General features: G+C 66.6%; 14 protein-coding genes. 7 read left to right on the forward strand and 7 right to left on the reverse strand.

Annotation, left to right across the window (positions count from 1 at the left end):
• Positions 1-50: 50 nt before the first annotated feature.
• From FHT09_RS09245 to FHT09_RS09260, 4 genes are all read right to left on the reverse strand, one after another.
• Positions 51-542: a TPM domain-containing protein gene (locus FHT09_RS09245; RefSeq protein ID WP_104604201.1), complete on the reverse strand. Its 492-nt coding sequence runs from the start codon at positions 540-542 to the stop codon at positions 51-53.
• Entirely contained in the window at positions 542-1,438 is an 897-nt protein-coding gene (locus FHT09_RS09250) for a TPM domain-containing protein (protein WP_184416921.1), read from the reverse strand. Before FHT09_RS09250 ends, FHT09_RS09245 begins: the two co-directional genes overlap by 1 nt.
• Before the next feature lie 191 nt (positions 1,439-1,629).
• Positions 1,630-2,253 carry a LemA family protein gene (locus tag FHT09_RS09255; RefSeq protein WP_104607381.1) on the reverse strand — a complete coding sequence of 208 codons (624 nt, stop codon included), beginning with the start codon at positions 2,251-2,253 and terminating at the stop codon, positions 1,630-1,632.
• Positions 2,254-2,513: 260 nt separating this feature from the next.
• A complete protein-coding gene (locus FHT09_RS09260; RefSeq protein WP_104607379.1) occupies positions 2,514-2,894 on the reverse strand; it encodes a diacylglycerol kinase in 381 nt (126 codons plus the stop codon).
• Positions 2,895-3,212: 318 nt separating this feature from the next.
• Here FHT09_RS09260 and FHT09_RS09265 point away from each other — a divergent pair, with 318 nt between their 5' ends.
• A complete protein-coding gene (locus tag FHT09_RS09265) occupies positions 3,213-3,914 on the forward strand; it encodes an SGNH/GDSL hydrolase family protein (protein ID WP_104607378.1) in 702 nt (233 codons plus the stop codon).
• Positions 3,915-4,152: 238 nt separating this feature from the next.
• Here the strand turns inward: FHT09_RS09265 and FHT09_RS09270 are convergent, their stop codons facing one another.
• From FHT09_RS09270 to FHT09_RS09280, 3 genes are all read right to left on the reverse strand, one after another.
• The gene (locus tag FHT09_RS09270) at positions 4,153-5,424 is read right to left on the reverse strand and encodes a HAMP domain-containing sensor histidine kinase (protein ID WP_104607377.1); all 1,272 of its coding nucleotides are present in this window, start codon (positions 5,422-5,424) and stop codon (positions 4,153-4,155) included.
• Between the two features lie 144 nt (positions 5,425-5,568).
• On the reverse strand, positions 5,569-6,282 hold the full coding sequence (locus FHT09_RS09275; protein ID WP_002811889.1) for a response regulator transcription factor: 714 nt from the start codon (positions 6,280-6,282) through the stop codon (positions 5,569-5,571).
• Between the two features lie 104 nt (positions 6,283-6,386).
• On the reverse strand, positions 6,387-7,055 hold the full coding sequence (locus FHT09_RS09280) for an arylesterase (RefSeq protein ID WP_181141462.1): 669 nt from the start codon (positions 7,053-7,055) through the stop codon (positions 6,387-6,389).
• Positions 7,056-7,146: 91 nt separating this feature from the next.
• On the opposite strand from FHT09_RS09280, the gene FHT09_RS09285 reads away from it, so the two are divergent.
• The 6 genes from FHT09_RS09285 (at position 7,147) to FHT09_RS09310 (ending at position 14,215) form a co-directional block, all read left to right on the forward strand.
• On the forward strand, positions 7,147-7,764 hold the full coding sequence (locus FHT09_RS09285; RefSeq protein WP_258077291.1) for an ATP-binding cassette domain-containing protein: 618 nt from the start codon (positions 7,147-7,149) through the stop codon (positions 7,762-7,764).
• Complete coding sequence (locus FHT09_RS09290; RefSeq protein ID WP_104607374.1) at positions 7,761-10,244, forward strand: FtsX-like permease family protein; 2,484 nt, start codon at positions 7,761-7,763, stop codon at positions 10,242-10,244. The genes FHT09_RS09285 and FHT09_RS09290 overlap by 4 nt, the downstream gene beginning before the upstream one ends.
• Before the next feature lie 200 nt (positions 10,245-10,444).
• Complete coding sequence (locus FHT09_RS09295) at positions 10,445-11,362, forward strand: TauD/TfdA family dioxygenase (RefSeq protein ID WP_104607373.1); 918 nt, start codon at positions 10,445-10,447, stop codon at positions 11,360-11,362.
• An 85-nt stretch (positions 11,363-11,447) separates the two neighbouring features.
• Positions 11,448-12,491: an ABC transporter substrate-binding protein gene (locus tag FHT09_RS09300; protein ID WP_104538485.1), complete on the forward strand. Its 1,044-nt coding sequence runs from the start codon at positions 11,448-11,450 to the stop codon at positions 12,489-12,491.
• A gap of 3 nt (positions 12,492-12,494) precedes the next feature.
• Positions 12,495-13,334, forward strand: a complete 840-nt coding sequence (locus FHT09_RS09305; RefSeq protein WP_104607372.1) for an ABC transporter ATP-binding protein — start codon at positions 12,495-12,497, stop codon at positions 13,332-13,334.
• Positions 13,331-14,215, forward strand: coding sequence for an ABC transporter permease (locus FHT09_RS09310; RefSeq protein ID WP_104607371.1), 885 nt, complete (start codon positions 13,331-13,333; stop codon positions 14,213-14,215). Before FHT09_RS09305 ends, FHT09_RS09310 begins: the two co-directional genes overlap by 4 nt.
• Positions 14,216-14,310 lie beyond the last annotated feature (95 nt).

A 14,310-nucleotide genomic window follows, 5' to 3' on the forward strand; every position in this document is an offset into this window, starting at 1 on the left:
ACCGCGGATCACAAAAAAGCGAGGCGTCTATTCTGACACCTCGCACGCGTTCAGCCTAAAAGATGTGGACGATCGGGCAGCTCGTCTTCATGCTGGACGCCATCAGTTGTGGGGAACTGCTCGGCCAACAGCACGGTCACCGCCTCGATCCCGGCCAGCACCGCCGCCTCGTGCTCGCCCTCGCGCAGGAACTGCTGCATGCGCCGGCACACCTCTGCCCATTGCGCCTCCGGCACCCGGCTGCGCAGCCCGCGGTCGGCGACCACTTCGATGGCGTGGTCGGCCAGCAGCAGATAGAGCAGCACCCCGTTATTGGCCTCGGTGTCCCAGGTGCGCAATTGCGCGAACGCCTGTTCGGCACGCTGGCGCGCGGTGTGCCCGCGCCATAGCGCGTCCAGCGGCAGGTCGGCTTCCACCGCCACCATGACCTGACCGGTGTGGGTGCGCTCGCTGGCGGCAACCGCCGCGGCGATCGCATTCATGCAGCCGGCAGGGAAACTGCGCTGCGCCGAGGGCGCGAAGACATGCCTGAGCCACCGCATTACCAGCTCCCCGAGGCGCCACCGCCTCCCGATGATCCACCACCGCCACCCCAGCCACCGCCGCCGAAACCGCCGCGGCCACCGCCTCCAAAGCCACCGAATCCACCACCGCCCCAGCCACCGCCACCGACAAAGCGCCCCGGCGAACCGGACGCCAGGCCTGCCAGCAGCCCGATCACCGCAGCGCCGGCGCTGGCGAACAGCAGCGAAGTAAACAGCAAGGCGGCGCCACCGGCGGCGACGCCGGTCAGCAACGCGCGCAGCGGCCGTGGCAGGGCACCGAGAATGCCGCGCGCCACCATCGCGACCACAAAACCGATGAACAAGGCCATGATCCAGCCGCCGCCACCCGAACCGTTGCCGGCGCCGCCATCGGCGTGCCCGCTGACCGGCGCTGGCAGGGCCTCGCCTTCGATCAGGCCGGCGAGCGTCGCAGTCGCAGCGCTGATGCCGCCTGCGTAGTCGCCCTCACGGAAGCGCGGCGCCAGGTACTCCTGAATGATGCGGTTGGCGGTGATGTCGGGGACCGCGCCTTCCAGCCCGTAGCCGGGCTGGATCCGCACCCGGCGATCGTCCTTGGCCACCAGCAGCAACACACCGTCGTCCACGCCCTTGCGGCCGATCTTCCACTGGTCGAACACGCGCTGGGTGTACTGCTCGATCGCCTCCGGCTGCGTGGTCGGCACGATCAGGACCTGCAACTGCGCGCCCTTGCGCTGCTGCAAGGCCAGCGCCTGCTGCTCGAGTTGCTGGACCTGCGTAGCGTCCAAGGTGCCGGTGGTGTCGACCACGGGCGAGCGCAGTGGCGGAATGGCTGCCAGATCCTGCGCCAGGAGCGAGGCCGGCAGCAGCAACAGCGCCACCATCCAGAACACCCGCATGTAGTTCTTCCGCATTCGCAACTCCTACCTGATGAGCACTGGCGCTTCATCGGCACTGGCACTTGGTTGACCCTTCTACCTGCGGGAGAAGCTGCCCCGAAGGGGCGGATGAGGGGACGAGCCAAGCCTTGTGTCATTGGACAACCCAAAGGCTTCGCCCCGTCCCCTCGCCCCAACTCCTCTCACGATGCGCAGGTTGCGATGGCTTACTGCGCAGGTTGCGGCTGCGATTGCTGCGGCGCCTGCTGATTGCCGAAATCCACCTGCGGTGCGCGCGAAATCTGCGCTTCGTTTTCCACGCTGAAATTGGGCTTGGCCTGATAGCCGAAGATCTTGGCGGTGATCACCTGCGGGAACGAACGGATGTAGGTGTTGTAGTCCTGCACCGTCTGGATGTAACGACCGCGCGCCACTGTGATGCGGTTCTCGGTGCCTTCCAGCTGCACCTGCAGATCGCGGAACGACTGGTCGGATTTGAGTTGCGGATAGTTTTCGCTGACCACCAACAGGCGCGACAGTGCGCTGCCGAGCTCGCCCTGCGCCTGCTGGAATTGCTTCAACGAGGCTTCGTCGTCGGCGTTGACCTGGATCTGCCCCACACGCGAGCGCGCATTGGTCACTTCGGTCAGCACCTGGCGCTCCTGCTGGGCGTAGCCCTGCACGGTGCGCACCAGATTGGGAATCAAATCGGCACGACGCTGATATTGGTTCAGCACCTCCGACCAACCTGCCTTGACCCCTTCTTCCTTCTGCTGGATTGCGTTGTAGCCGCAACCGGACAGCGAGACGGTCAGCATCAGCAACACCAGGGCGCGAATCAGGACGGGCATGCAGGCGATTCCGTTGAAAGAGAGCTGCAGCATGCCACGCGGCGAGTCAACCCGGCATGCACATGCGCCCGCCTGACGGACGATCCGGGCCCAGCGCGGTGGGCCTGGCAACAGAAAGAAGCAGTCGCAGCATGCTGCGTGGCCGGGGACGCGTCGCTGGTGCCTAGGTGCGGCGCATCGCCATGACCGCCGCCACGCAGCCGACAATCCAGTCGCCTACAGAAGCATGGCAGCTGCAGGTCGCGCAGACGCAGCGCTCCTCAGAACAAGCGCGGCAGCAGGATCAGTCCCCAGCACAGCAGCACATTGATCAGCAGCAGGAACACTGCCGCCGAGCCCATGTCCTTGGCGCGGCCGGCCAGTACGTGGTGCTCGGGGCCGTAACGTTCGATCACCGCCTCGATCGCCGAATTCAGCAGTTCGGCGGCCAGCACGATCAGCAGCGGCGCGATCAGCGCGATGCGTTCCAGGCCGGACTGGCCGAGCCACAGCCCCAGCGGCACCAGCACTACCGCCAGGCACACCTCCAGCCGGAACGAGGATTCGTGCAGCCATGCCGCGCGCAATCCCTGCCACGACCAGATCGCCGCCTTGAGCATGCGGCGCGGGCCGCGCGGCACGTGTCCCAGTTGATCTGCCATGCGTCAGTGCTTCCGGCCGCAAGGGCGTGTCTGGGGACGGCTCGAACGCATGGCGTGGTCACTGCTGAGGAAAGTGCGAATCTTGCACCGTCATGCAGCGCGCCGCCAGGGAGTGACCCGGTGCCGCAACAGCTGGCGTTGGGCCTGCAAGGCCGACAGATGCTGCCGCATGGCGCAATCTTTTCCACATTGTCGATGCAGGCCCGGTGGCACGCTCTGCTTCCAACCCATGACAAGCGCTGCAAGCCCACCGGTTTGCCCTACGCTTCCAGCCTGTCGCACCATGGTGGTCCGCTTCGCTGTCGCAGGTTCTTTCGCATGACCAAACATCCCTTGCGCACGCTGCTGTGCGTCCTTGCCTTGTTATCCGGCCATGTCCACGCCGCCGCACCGCACACCGCGCCACAGATACCCGCGCAGGTGTCCAATGCCGCCTGGGAAGACGACATGCGTCGCTTTTCCGACAGCGATGCGCAACAACCGCCGCCCAGGCACGGCATCGTCTTCGTCGGCAGTTCGTCGATGCGTTTCTGGGACACGCTGGCGCAGGATTTCCCCGGCATGCCGGTGATCAATCGCGGCTTCGGCGGTTCGGAAGTGCGCGACAGCACCTGGTATGCCGACCGTATCGTGGTCCCGTATGCACCGCGCCAGGTGGTGCTGTATGCCGGCGACAACGATCTCAACAGCGGCCGCACGCCGCAGCAGGTGCGCGACGATGTACTGGCATTCGTCAAGCGCGTCCGCCGTGATCTGCCCACCGCGCGCATCAGCTATCTATCGATCAAACCCAGTCCATCGCGCGCGCGTCTGCTGCCGGCGATCGTCACCGCCAATCGCCTGATCAAGGACGCACTCGCGCCGTTGCCGCACGTGGACTACGTGGATGTCTACACGCCGATGCTCGATGCCGACGGCAAACCGCGCGCCGAGCTGTTCCGCCAGGACATGCTGCACATGACCGCCGAGGGTTATGCCATCTGGCGCAAGGCGGTGGCCCCGGTGTTGGGGCAAAAGTAGCGATCGACAGGTCGCGCTGGCGACGCACTCGCCAGCGCGATCGATTGATTGATTGCGGCACCCCGATCACGCCGATACATCTGGCGCCTGCGCGTAACGGCAAGGCGGACAGCGTCAATGCCAGGTAGTGGAAAACCCCATCATCGGCAGACGCAACCGGTTCCCCAGGCGCGTGCAACGTGTTCCCCCGCCTGGGCCGAGACCAAGCAAACCACATGCCGTTAAGGCCACCACTCCCTCAGGCCACCACCACTGCAACCGATGTACCGACACCCGACTCGCTATGCAGTTCGATCCGCCAGCCGAAGCGATCGCACAGCCGGCGCACGATCGACAGACCCAGGCCGGTGCCCTGCGGGCGTGTGGGATCGGCGCGGAAAAAAGGCTCGAACGCGCGCGCGCGCGCTTCTTCGCTCATGCCGATTCCGGTATCGCGCACGATGATGCGGTCCTGGGTGACCTCCACTTCGATGCTGCCGGTGTCGGTATAGGCGCAGGCATTACGCAGCAGGTTGCTCAGCACCACGCGCATCACGCGCGGCGGGGCGAACATCTGCAGGCTGCGGTCACCGACCTTCGTCAGGGACACCGGCTTGTCGCCCAGCAATTCGCGGGCACTGTCGACCTCTTCGCTAGCTAGTTCGGCGGCATCGAAGGTTTCACTTTGCGGGTCGATCTCGGCTTCGCGCGCCAGGATCAGGAAGGCGTCAATCACCGCTTCCATGTCGCGGCCGGCGCGCTGGATCCGGCGCAGACTGCGCTGGGTGCGTTGCGACAATTCGTCGTCGGCCAGCGCCATGTCGCTGGCCACCCGAATCACCGTCAACGGTGTACGCAGTTCGTGGCTGGCATCGCGGGTGAAGTTGCGCTCGCGCGCGACGTGCTCACTGACCTTCTGCCCGAGCGTATGCAGGGCGGCGGCCAATTGCCGGGTCTCGCCCTGCAGGTCGGCAGGAAGCCGCTCCGGTGCCAGTTCGTCGACATCGGGGTTGCGCGGATCCCACTGCGACACGCGCCATGCCAGCCAGCTGATCGGCGACACCAGCCGTCTGGACGTTTGGTAGGTCACCCAGAACACGCCGTAGATCGCCAGCAGTACCAGCATCGCCGGCACCACGCCGAACCAGAGCGTCAGGTGCGCCGCACGCGAGCGTGGAAACACCAGATACAAGCGCCCTTCCGGACGTTGATCGACATACACCAGGGCGTCGGCGGCCGCCACTTCCCTGAAGCCCGGCGACAACCGCTGCAACGCTGCCGGCGCAGTGTCGCGGCCTTGCCCGGTGGGCGAAAAATAGCCCTGGATGTTGCGTGTATTTGGCGGCGGGTTGCTCGGCGCGCTCTTGCGCATCTGCCAGAAATGCACCGCCTCGTCGGCAAGCACGATCCGCACCAGGCTGTACTTGATGACAAAGGACAGCAGATAGCCGCCCAGCACGATCGCCAGGCCCGCCAGAGCGACCTGCAGAAGAAAGGCCAGACGTATTTTTCGTGAAAGCCCGTGCGGCATTGCTGCATCCAGGGGAGAGCGCCGGATTATAGGCAACGCTTCCGTAAGCCCGTCGTGCAGCCAGACGGCAGCACGCGGAAGCGACAGGCGCGTGGGCGCCTACAGGAGGTGACCGACCGCCAGAACGGCGGCCGGCAGGTGACATCAGGCCATCGGCTGAGCGATGTCGGCAATGCGGTAGCCGGCGCTCTGCACGGTATGCAGCAGCGGGCGATCGAACGGCTTGTCGATGATCTTGCGCAGGTTGTACAGATGGCTGCGCAAGGTGTCCGAATCCGGCAACCCGTTGCCCCAGATCTCGCGCTCGATTTCCTGGCGGGTGACCACGCGCGGCGACTCGCGCATCAGGATGGTGAGCAGCCGCAGGCCGATCGGGGAAAGCTGCAGCTCGGTGCCGGCGCGGGTGGCACGCATGCTGACCGGATCGAGCACCAGGTCGGCGACCTTGAGCACTTCCGAGCCCACCTGGCGACGCTCGCGACGGATCAGGGCACGCAGACGCGCTTCCAGTTCCTGGATCGCAAACGGCTTGGTCAGGTAGTCATCCGCACCGAAACCCAAGCCGGTAAGCTTGTCGTCGAGCGTGTCGCGGGCGGTCAACATCAGCACCGGGGTGGACTTGCGTGCATCGTTACGCAGGCGACGACACACTTCGATGCCGTCCAGACGTGGCAGCATGAGATCCAGCACGACCACGTCGTAGCTGTTCTCGGCGGCCAGACGATAGCCGTCGAGTCCGTCCTGTGCATAGTCGACCTCGAAGCCACGGCCTTCTAGGTACTCGCCGATCATTTCAGAAATATTGCGGTTGTCTTCGACGACCAGCACGAGGCCGGACGTTTCCTTGGTCTGACGCATGGACTTTCCTCGGTCTTCAGCTTTGTGAAACATGCCGGATCGGCAGTGGAAAGGGCGTGAAGATCAAATAACGCTTTGTAACGGCATGCGGGCCCTGCCGGCCGTCAACGCCCGAGCAAGGGGCGTAGCGCCGGCCACATCGTTTCCAGCACCTTGGGCTGGGCTGCGGCAGTGGGATGCAGGCCGTCGGCCTGCATCAGGCCTGGCTGCAGTGCGACCTTTTCGAGGAAGAACGGCACCAGCGCCGTCTTGTACTGCCCGGACAGATCGGCGTAGGCCGCCTTCAGGCGCTCGCGGTAGGCGGGGCCGTAATTCGGCGGCACGTCGATGCCGAGCAACAGCACCTTCGCGCCGGCCTGCTGGCTGAGCCGGATCATCTTTTCCAGATTACCCTTGAGCTGGGCCGGGGTCAGGCCGCGCAGCGCATCGTTGCCGCCGAGTTCGATCACTATCACACCGGGGCGATGCTTCTGCAGCAGGCCGGGCAGCCGCGTCAACGCACCGGATGTGGTTTCGCCGCTGATGCTGGCATTGACGACCGCCGGTGGCGTCGCCATGTCACGCTTGAGACGTTGGTCCAGCAAGTTGACCCAACCGGACTGCACCGGGATGTTGTGTGCAGCGCTCAGGCTGTCGCCGACCACCAGGATCGGTGCAGTCGCCACCGGACTTTTGGCAGAGGCAATTCCTGGCGCAAGCAGGGACAGTGTCAGCAGCCACAGGACTAGCGCGCCATATCGCAGTGTTCTTTCACGCATTCGGAGATTCCTCATCGACAGTCTGGCCCCCCGCTCCAGCACCCGCACCGCCATCGACGTCCGCGAGGTCGGTAAATCCGTCAATGGACCGGAGGGAACGCTCCACATCCTCGACAACGTCAGCTTGACGGTCGGTGAAGGCGACAGTATCGCCATCGTTGGCGCGTCCGGTTCGGGCAAGACCACCCTGCTCGGACTGCTTGCCGGCCTGGACCTGCCCAGCCGCGGCAGCATCGCGTTGTCCGGGCAGGATCTGGGCCAGCTGGACGAGGAAGCCCGCGCCGCCTTGCGCGCGCGCGAGGTGGGCTTCGTGTTCCAGAGCTTCCATCTGCTGCCGGCGCTCACCGCCGAAGAAAACATCGCGCTGCCGCTGGAACTGGCCGGACGCGAGGATGCGGCGCGGGTGCGCGAGGTGCTGGAAGCGGTCGGCCTGAGCGCGCGCGCGCGCCACTACCCGCGCCAGCTGTCCGGCGGCGAGCAGCAACGTGTGGCGCTGGCACGCGCGTTCGTGGCCAAACCGCGCATCCTGTTTGCGGACGAGCCCACCGGCAGCCTGGACCAGACCACCGGTGCGCAGATCAGCGACCTGCTGTTCGCGCTCAATGCCACCAGCGACACCACGCTGGTGCTGGTGACTCACGACATGACGCTGGCGCAACGCTGCAATCACGTCTACCGCATCGACAGCGGCCGACTGCACGCCCAGCCCGGTTCGGCCGCATGAACGTACTGCGTCAAGCCGCGCGCGCCGTGCGCCGCGAATTCCTGGCCGGCGACCTGCTGACCGTGTTCGCCGCGCTGGTGCTGGGCGTGGCGGTGATGACGGCGGTCGGCACGCTGGTTGATCGGGTGACCCTGGCGCTGACCTCCAGCGCGGCCGAAGTGCTCGGTGGCGATCTGGGCGTGACCGGCCGCCAGGAGATCCCGGCCGACTTCGCCGAAGAAGCGCAGCGGCGTGGCTTGCGGAGCACGCGCATGGTCAGCTTCCCCAGCGTCCTGTTTCATGGCGACGCCAGCCAGATGGCCAATATCCGCGGTGTCGGCGCGGGCTACCCGTTGCGTGGGCAATTGCTGGTGTCCACGGACAGTGCCGGCATGCAGGGCAAGCCTGCGGGCGCACCACCGCCGGGCCAGGCCTATGCCGACCCTCGTCTGCTGGAGGCCCTGGGCCTGCGCGTGGGCGAACAGCTGGAATTCGGCGCTGGCCATCTCACCATCACCGGCGTGCTGCGTGCCGAGCCGGATGCGTCCGGTGAGCTGATGCAGTTGTCGCCGCCGCTGCTGGTCAATCGCGCCGATATCGATGGTGCCGGCCTGCTTGGCCCCGGCAGTCGCGCCTCGTACCGGCTGATGTTTTCCGGTGCGCCCGATGCCATTGCCGATTTGCGCGCCTGGCTGAAACCGCGCGCCAGCGAATACCGCCTGGTCGGCATCGAGGACACCCAGCGCGGCATGCGCGCGGCGTTCGATCGCGCGGGGCGCTTTTTGGCCTTGTCGGCGTTGCTGGCGGTGCTGTTGTCCGGTGTGGCCACTGCGTTGGCGGCGAACCGCTTTGCGATGCGCCGGATCGACACGGTGGCGGTGTTGCGCTGCCTGGGCGCACGCCAGCGCGACATCCTGGCGATGCTGTCGCTGCAACTGCTGCTGACCGCGATTCCGGCCTGCCTGGTCGGGATCGGGCTGGGCATGCTGGCCCAGGAAGGCCTGGTGCAGGCGCTGGGTAGCCTGATCCCGAACCGGCTGCCGTTGCCGCAGGCCACCCCTGCGCTGGCCGGTGCAGGCATCGGCCTGGTGCTGTTGCTGGGCTTCGGCCTACCGCCGTTGCTGCGGCTGCGCAACGTGCCGCCGATGCGCGTGCTCAACCGCAGCTTTGCCGCGGTGCCGCCGAGTTCCTTGCTGGTTTACGCCGCGGCGCTGGCGGCCACGCTGGCGCTGACCGTGTACGCGACCGGCAACCTGGTGCTGGCCGGCTGGGTGCTGGGCGGCCTGGCCGCACTGGCGCTGGTGGCGATGGCGCTGGGACTGGGCCTGCTGGCCTTGCTGCGGCCGATTCAGCACCGCCTGCGCGGCGCCTGGAAGCTGGGCCTGGCCTCGCTCACGCGGCGACGCGGGCTGAGCGTGGTGCAGTTGGTCGGGCTGTCGCTGTCGTTGTGCGCGCTGCTGCTGCTGGCGGTGGTCGGCCCCGGCCTGCTCGGGCAGTGGCGCGATCGGCTGCCGGCGGACACGCCCAACTATTTCCTGATGAACATCCAGCCCGAGCAGACCGAACCGGTGCTGCAGACGCTGCGCGGCCTGGGCGTGGAGGATGCGGCCGTGGAGCCGTTTTCGACCGGGCGCCTGGTGGCGATCAACGACAGGCCGCCACTACGCGGCGACCGCGATCCGGCCGACGATGGCGATGGCGACAACCGCCCGGTCAATTTCTCCTGGCGGCATGCATTTCCGCCGGCAAACACCTTGCTGGAAGGCAGATTCTGGGCGGCCGACAGCACTGCGCCGGAGGCCTCGGTGGAAGAAGGCTGGGCGCAGCGATACCAGCTCAAACTGGGCGACCGCATCACCCTGCTGCTGGGCGAGCAGCAGCGCAGCTTCACCGTCACCAGCATCCGCAAGGCCGACTGGGATTCGTTCCGGGTCAATTTCTTCCTGCTGCTCAATCAGGGCTCGGTCGGCGATGCGCCGTACAACCTGATTTCCAGCTTCCATCTGCCGCCCGGCAACGCGCCCAGGCTGGCGTCGCTGAGCCGCGACTACCCCAACATTTCGGTGCTGGACATCGATGCGATCCTCGGCCGCGTGCGCGAGGTGATCGACCAGGTGGCGCAGGCGGTGCAACTGGTGATGGGTTTCAGCCTGCTGGCCGGCGTGCTGGTGCTGCTGGCGGCCTTGCAGGCCACCGCAGGCGAGCGTCGCTATGACAGCGCGGTGCTGCGCACGTTGGGCGCGCGTCGCGGGCAGTTGCGTGGCGCGGTGCTGGTGGAATTCGGCGCGCTCGGCCTGTTGGCGGCAACGCTGGCGGTGACCGCCGCCGCGGTGATCGGAGCGGTGGTCGGGCAAAAAGCCTTCGAGATCGCGTTGACGCCGGATTGGCCGCGCCTGCTGATCGGTGGCACGTTTGGCCTGGTGTTGAGTCTGCTGGCCGGCTGGTCGGGCACGCGACGCATCCTGTCCACGCCGCCGGCGTTGGCGCTTCGGACCGAGTAAGGCCCGATCCCGATCGGTTCAACCCGCGAACGGGCGGCGCGCAGGCGTCGCCCGTTCGCGTTCCGTCGCGCTGCCGCATATACCGGCAGCGCATAAGCACCTTGCCAATCGTACGTTCGCAGCCGCGACCGGACTGCCTACAGTGATATGTCCGGCTGCCGGCCAAGGCGGCCATTCGTTGCCGTCGAGGTGCCACCGTCATGGCCAGCGTCACTTCCGCTGCGCGTGCGCAACCGCCGCGCGATGCGATTTCCACAGAGCACCCTTCCGGTGTCCGGATCGTGCCGTTCGATGCCCCGCTGGGCGCCGAAGTGATCGGTCTGGATCTGTCGCAGCCTCTGGATGCGGATACCTTTGCGCGCATCCATCAGGCGCATCTGGACCACCACGTGCTCGTGTTCCGCGAGCAACGCATCACGCCGGCGCAGCAGGTCGCTTTCAGCCGTCGCTTCGGCCCGCTGCAGATCCATGTGCTGCGTAACTTCCAGCTGCGCGGACATCCGGAAGTGCTGGTGGTGTCCAACATCAAGGAGCACGGCGAGCCGATCGGTCTGGGCGATGCCGGGCACTACTGGCATTCGGACCTGTCGTACAAGGACACGCCCAGCCTGGGATCGTTGCTGCATGCGCAGGAACTGCCCAGCGAGGGCGGCGACACCTTGTTCGCCAATCAGCACCTGGCCTGGCAGACCCTGCCCGACGCGCTCAAGCACACGGTGCAGGATCTACGTGCCGAGCACAGCTATCTGGCCAAGTACGAAGAACTGCGTGCGCGCAATCCGTGGCGCCCGGCGCTGACGCCTGAACAGATCGCCGAAGTGAAACCCGTGCAGCATCCGATCGTGCGCACGCACCCGGAAAACGGGCAGAAAGCGTTGTTCGTCAGCGAGCATTTCACCACCCGTATCGTCGGCTTGCCCGACGACGAAAGTGATGCACTGCTGCAGGCCCTGTTCGCACACAGCACCGGCAGTGCCCTGGTGTATCGGCACCGCTGGCAGCCGCACGACATGGTGTTCTGGGACAACCGCTCGGTCATGCATCTGGCCGCCGGCACGCCCGATCACCTGCGCCGTCGGCTCAACCGCACCACCATCGAAGGCGATGCGCCGTTCTAGCCAAGGTGCTGCCTTGCGCGCGTCTGGCAGCACGTAGTGCGCTGGGAAACGCGCCCTCTTCCTCCCCCCTCGACTGGAGCGCCGCATGCGTTTGACCGTCACCTCTCACGCACGTCCGCGCGGACGTTTTTCCCGACGTGTCGCGCTGCTGCTCCTGGCCGCATTGCCGTTGCTGCACAGCGCGCATGCGCAGGCCGAAGGAAAGCTGCGCGTCGCCAAGCAGTTCGGCATCGTCTATCTGTTGCTGGACGTGGCACAGGATCAGAAGCTGATCGAGCAGCAGGGCAAGGCGGCCGGTGTGGACATCGACGTGCAGTTTCTGCAGTTGTCCGGTGGCGCGGCAGTCAACGATGCCCTGCTGACCGGTTCGATCGATATCGCCGGCGCCGGTGTCGGGCCGTTGTTCACCATCTGGGACCGTACGCATGGCCGCCAGAATGTGCGCGGCGTGGCGTCGCTGGGCAACTTCCCGTACTACCTGATCAGCAACAATCCGCGCATCAAGAGCATCGGCGATTTCACTCCGCAGGACCGCATTGCGGTGCCGGCCACCGGCGTGTCGGTGCAGTCGCGTTTCCTGCAGCATGCTTCGCAACAACGCTGGGGCGACAAGGGCACCCATCAACTGGATCCACTGCAGGTCGCGTTACCGCACCCGGACGCGGCCGCCGCAATCATCCGTGGCCGCACCGAGATCACCGCGCATTTCGCCAGCCCGCCATTCCAGGAGCAGGAACTGGCGCGCAATCCGGCCGCACACATCGTGACCAGCTCCTACGAGATCGAAGGCGGCCCCTCGTCGGCCACCGTGCTGTATGCCACCGAGACATTCCGCCGCGACAATCCCAAGACCTATCGCGCCTTCGTCGCGGCGCTGGATCAGGCCGCACGCTTCGTCACCGCGCATCCGGAACAGGCGGCGGATATCTTTCTGCGTCGCAATGGCTCGAGCATCGATCGCGCACTGGTGTTGCAGATCCTCAAGGACCCGAAAGTGCAGTTCACCGTGGTACCGCAGAACACGCTGGGGCTGGGCAAGTTCATGCAGCACAGCGGCGCGATCAAGCAGACCCCGAGCAAGCTGAGCGACTACTTCTTCGACGATCCGCTGATTGCCGGTGGGAGCTGAGCGATGAGTCCGTCCACACCATTGCTGCAGGTCGATCACGTCAGCCTGGAATATGCCTCCGCGCAACGCGTGGTGCGCGCCACCCACCGCGTGCGCTTCGATGTGCACGAAGCCGATCGCTTCGTGCTGCTGGGGCCGTCGGGTTGCGGCAAATCCACCCTGCTCAAGGCGGTGGCCGGCTTCGTCACCCCGCGCGAGGGGCAGATCCGTCTGGATGGCAACGCGGTCACCGGGCCGGGGCCGGACCGGGTGGTCGTCTTCCAGGAATTCGACCAGCTGGCGCCGTGGAAGACCGTGCGCGAGAACGTGGTGTTCGGCCTGCGCGCAGCCCGCAAGCTGTCGCGTGCCGAGGCGCACGAACGTGCCGACGATAGCCTGGCCCAGGTCGGGCTGAGCGCGTTCGCCGGGGCTTACCCGCACACCTTGTCCGGCGGCATGAAACAACGCGTGGCGATTGCGCGTGCATTGGCGATGCGCCCACGCGTGTTGTTGATGGACGAACCGTTCGCCGCACTCGATGCATTGACGCGTTCGCGCATGCAGGAGCAGGTGCTGGAGTTGTGGGAGCAATTGCGCTTCACCTTGTTGTTCGTCACTCATTCGATCGAGGAGGCGCTGGTGGTCGGTAATCGCGTGCTGCTGTTGTCGCCGCATCCGGGCCAGGTGCGCGCCGAACTCAACGCGCATGCGTTCGGCCCGCACAGCGCCGGCAGCGTGGCGTTCCAGCAGACCGCGCAGCGGATTCATCGGCTGCTGTTCGACCTGCCCGACGACGCCCTGGATGACGCCAAGGTGGCGCCATTGCGTCGCCCGGCCGAGCGCCAGCGCGAGGCGCTGCCATGAGCCGCGCCAACGCCCCCGCGCTGCCGCCACTGCCACCAGTGCGGGCCGAGTACGAAGTCGCCCTGCAGCCGCTCGATCCCGCGTTGATTGCAGCCGCCGTACCGCTGCGCTGGCGAGCACCGCCATGGCTGCGCAAGGCGCTGGTGCTGGTGGTGCTGGTCGCGGTGTGGGAGATCGCCGCACGCGTGGTTGGCGACGACCTGATGCTACCCAGCGCGCTGCAGACCGCACGCGCGTTCTACGATGGGCTGCTGTCGGGCGAATTGCTGCGCCGCGTGGGCGCTTCGCTGCGTGTGCTGGCGCAGGGTTACGCGCTCGGCGTGGTGCTGGCCTTCGTACTGACCGCGTTGGCCGCCTCCACGCGCTGGGGCCGAGACGTGCTCGGCACGCTGACGGCCATGTTCAATCCGCTGCCGGCGATCGCGCTGCTGCCGCTGGCCTTGCTGTGGTTCGGCCTGGGCACCGGCAGCCTGGTGTTCGTGCTGGTGCATTCGGTGCTGTGGCCGCTGGCGCTGACCACCTATGCCGGCTTCCAGGCGGTGCCGGAGACCCTGCGCATGGCCGGGCGCAATTACGGGCTGCGTGGGCCGCGCTACGTGGCGCAACTGCTGATTCCCGCCGCGCTGCCGGCGATCCTGTCCGGGCTGAAGATCGGCTGGGCCTTCGCCTGGCGCACCTTGATCGCCGCCGAGCTGGTATTCGGCGCCACCTCCGGCCAGGGCGGTCTGGGCTGGTACATCTTCCAGAACCGCAACGAGCTCTATACCGACCGCGTGTTCGCCGGCCTGGCGATGGTGATCGTGCTGGGCCTGCTGGTGGAGGGCGTGGTGTTCCAGGCCATCGAGCGGCTGACCGTGCGCCGCTGGGGCATGCAGCGCTAGCGGGGTGACCGCAGGCGCGGCACACGGCCGGGCGTTCTGCCTGGCCGTACTGCAGGCGGCCTTTCGCACCGGCCTCCAGCGGCCTGAGCTGCGTG

The sequence above is a fragment of the Xanthomonas sp. CFBP 8152 genome (assembly GCF_014199025.1).
Lineage (GTDB): Bacteria > Pseudomonadota > Gammaproteobacteria > Xanthomonadales > Xanthomonadaceae > Xanthomonas > Xanthomonas arboricola_B.

Coding starts and splice junctions, on each gene's coding strand:
- FHT09_RS09255 (WP_104607381.1), bottom strand. CDS start 2,253: ATGCCCGTCCTGATTCGCGCCCTGGTGTTGCTGATGCTGACCGTCTCG.
- FHT09_RS09280 (WP_181141462.1), bottom strand. CDS start 7,055: ATGAGGAATCTCCGAATGCGTGAAAGAACACTGCGATATGGCGCGCTA.
- FHT09_RS09310 (WP_104607371.1), top strand. CDS start 13,331: ATGAGCCGCGCCAACGCCCCCGCGCTGCCGCCACTGCCACCAGTGCGG.
- FHT09_RS09260 (WP_104607379.1), bottom strand. CDS start 2,894: ATGGCAGATCAACTGGGACACGTGCCGCGCGGCCCGCGCCGCATGCTC.
- FHT09_RS09270 (WP_104607377.1), bottom strand. CDS start 5,424: ATGCCGCACGGGCTTTCACGAAAAATACGTCTGGCCTTTCTTCTGCAG.
- FHT09_RS09245 (WP_104604201.1), bottom strand. CDS start 542: ATGCGGTGGCTCAGGCATGTCTTCGCGCCCTCGGCGCAGCGCAGTTTC.
- FHT09_RS09305 (WP_104607372.1), top strand. CDS start 12,495: ATGAGTCCGTCCACACCATTGCTGCAGGTCGATCACGTCAGCCTGGAA.
- FHT09_RS09265 (WP_104607378.1), top strand. CDS start 3,213: ATGACCAAACATCCCTTGCGCACGCTGCTGTGCGTCCTTGCCTTGTTA.
- FHT09_RS09275 (WP_002811889.1), bottom strand. CDS start 6,282: ATGCGTCAGACCAAGGAAACGTCCGGCCTCGTGCTGGTCGTCGAAGAC.
- FHT09_RS09295 (WP_104607373.1), top strand. CDS start 10,445: ATGGCCAGCGTCACTTCCGCTGCGCGTGCGCAACCGCCGCGCGATGCG.
- FHT09_RS09250 (WP_184416921.1), bottom strand. CDS start 1,438: ATGCGGAAGAACTACATGCGGGTGTTCTGGATGGTGGCGCTGTTGCTG.
- FHT09_RS09300 (WP_104538485.1), top strand. CDS start 11,448: ATGCGTTTGACCGTCACCTCTCACGCACGTCCGCGCGGACGTTTTTCC.
- FHT09_RS09290 (WP_104607374.1), top strand. CDS start 7,761: ATGAACGTACTGCGTCAAGCCGCGCGCGCCGTGCGCCGCGAATTCCTG.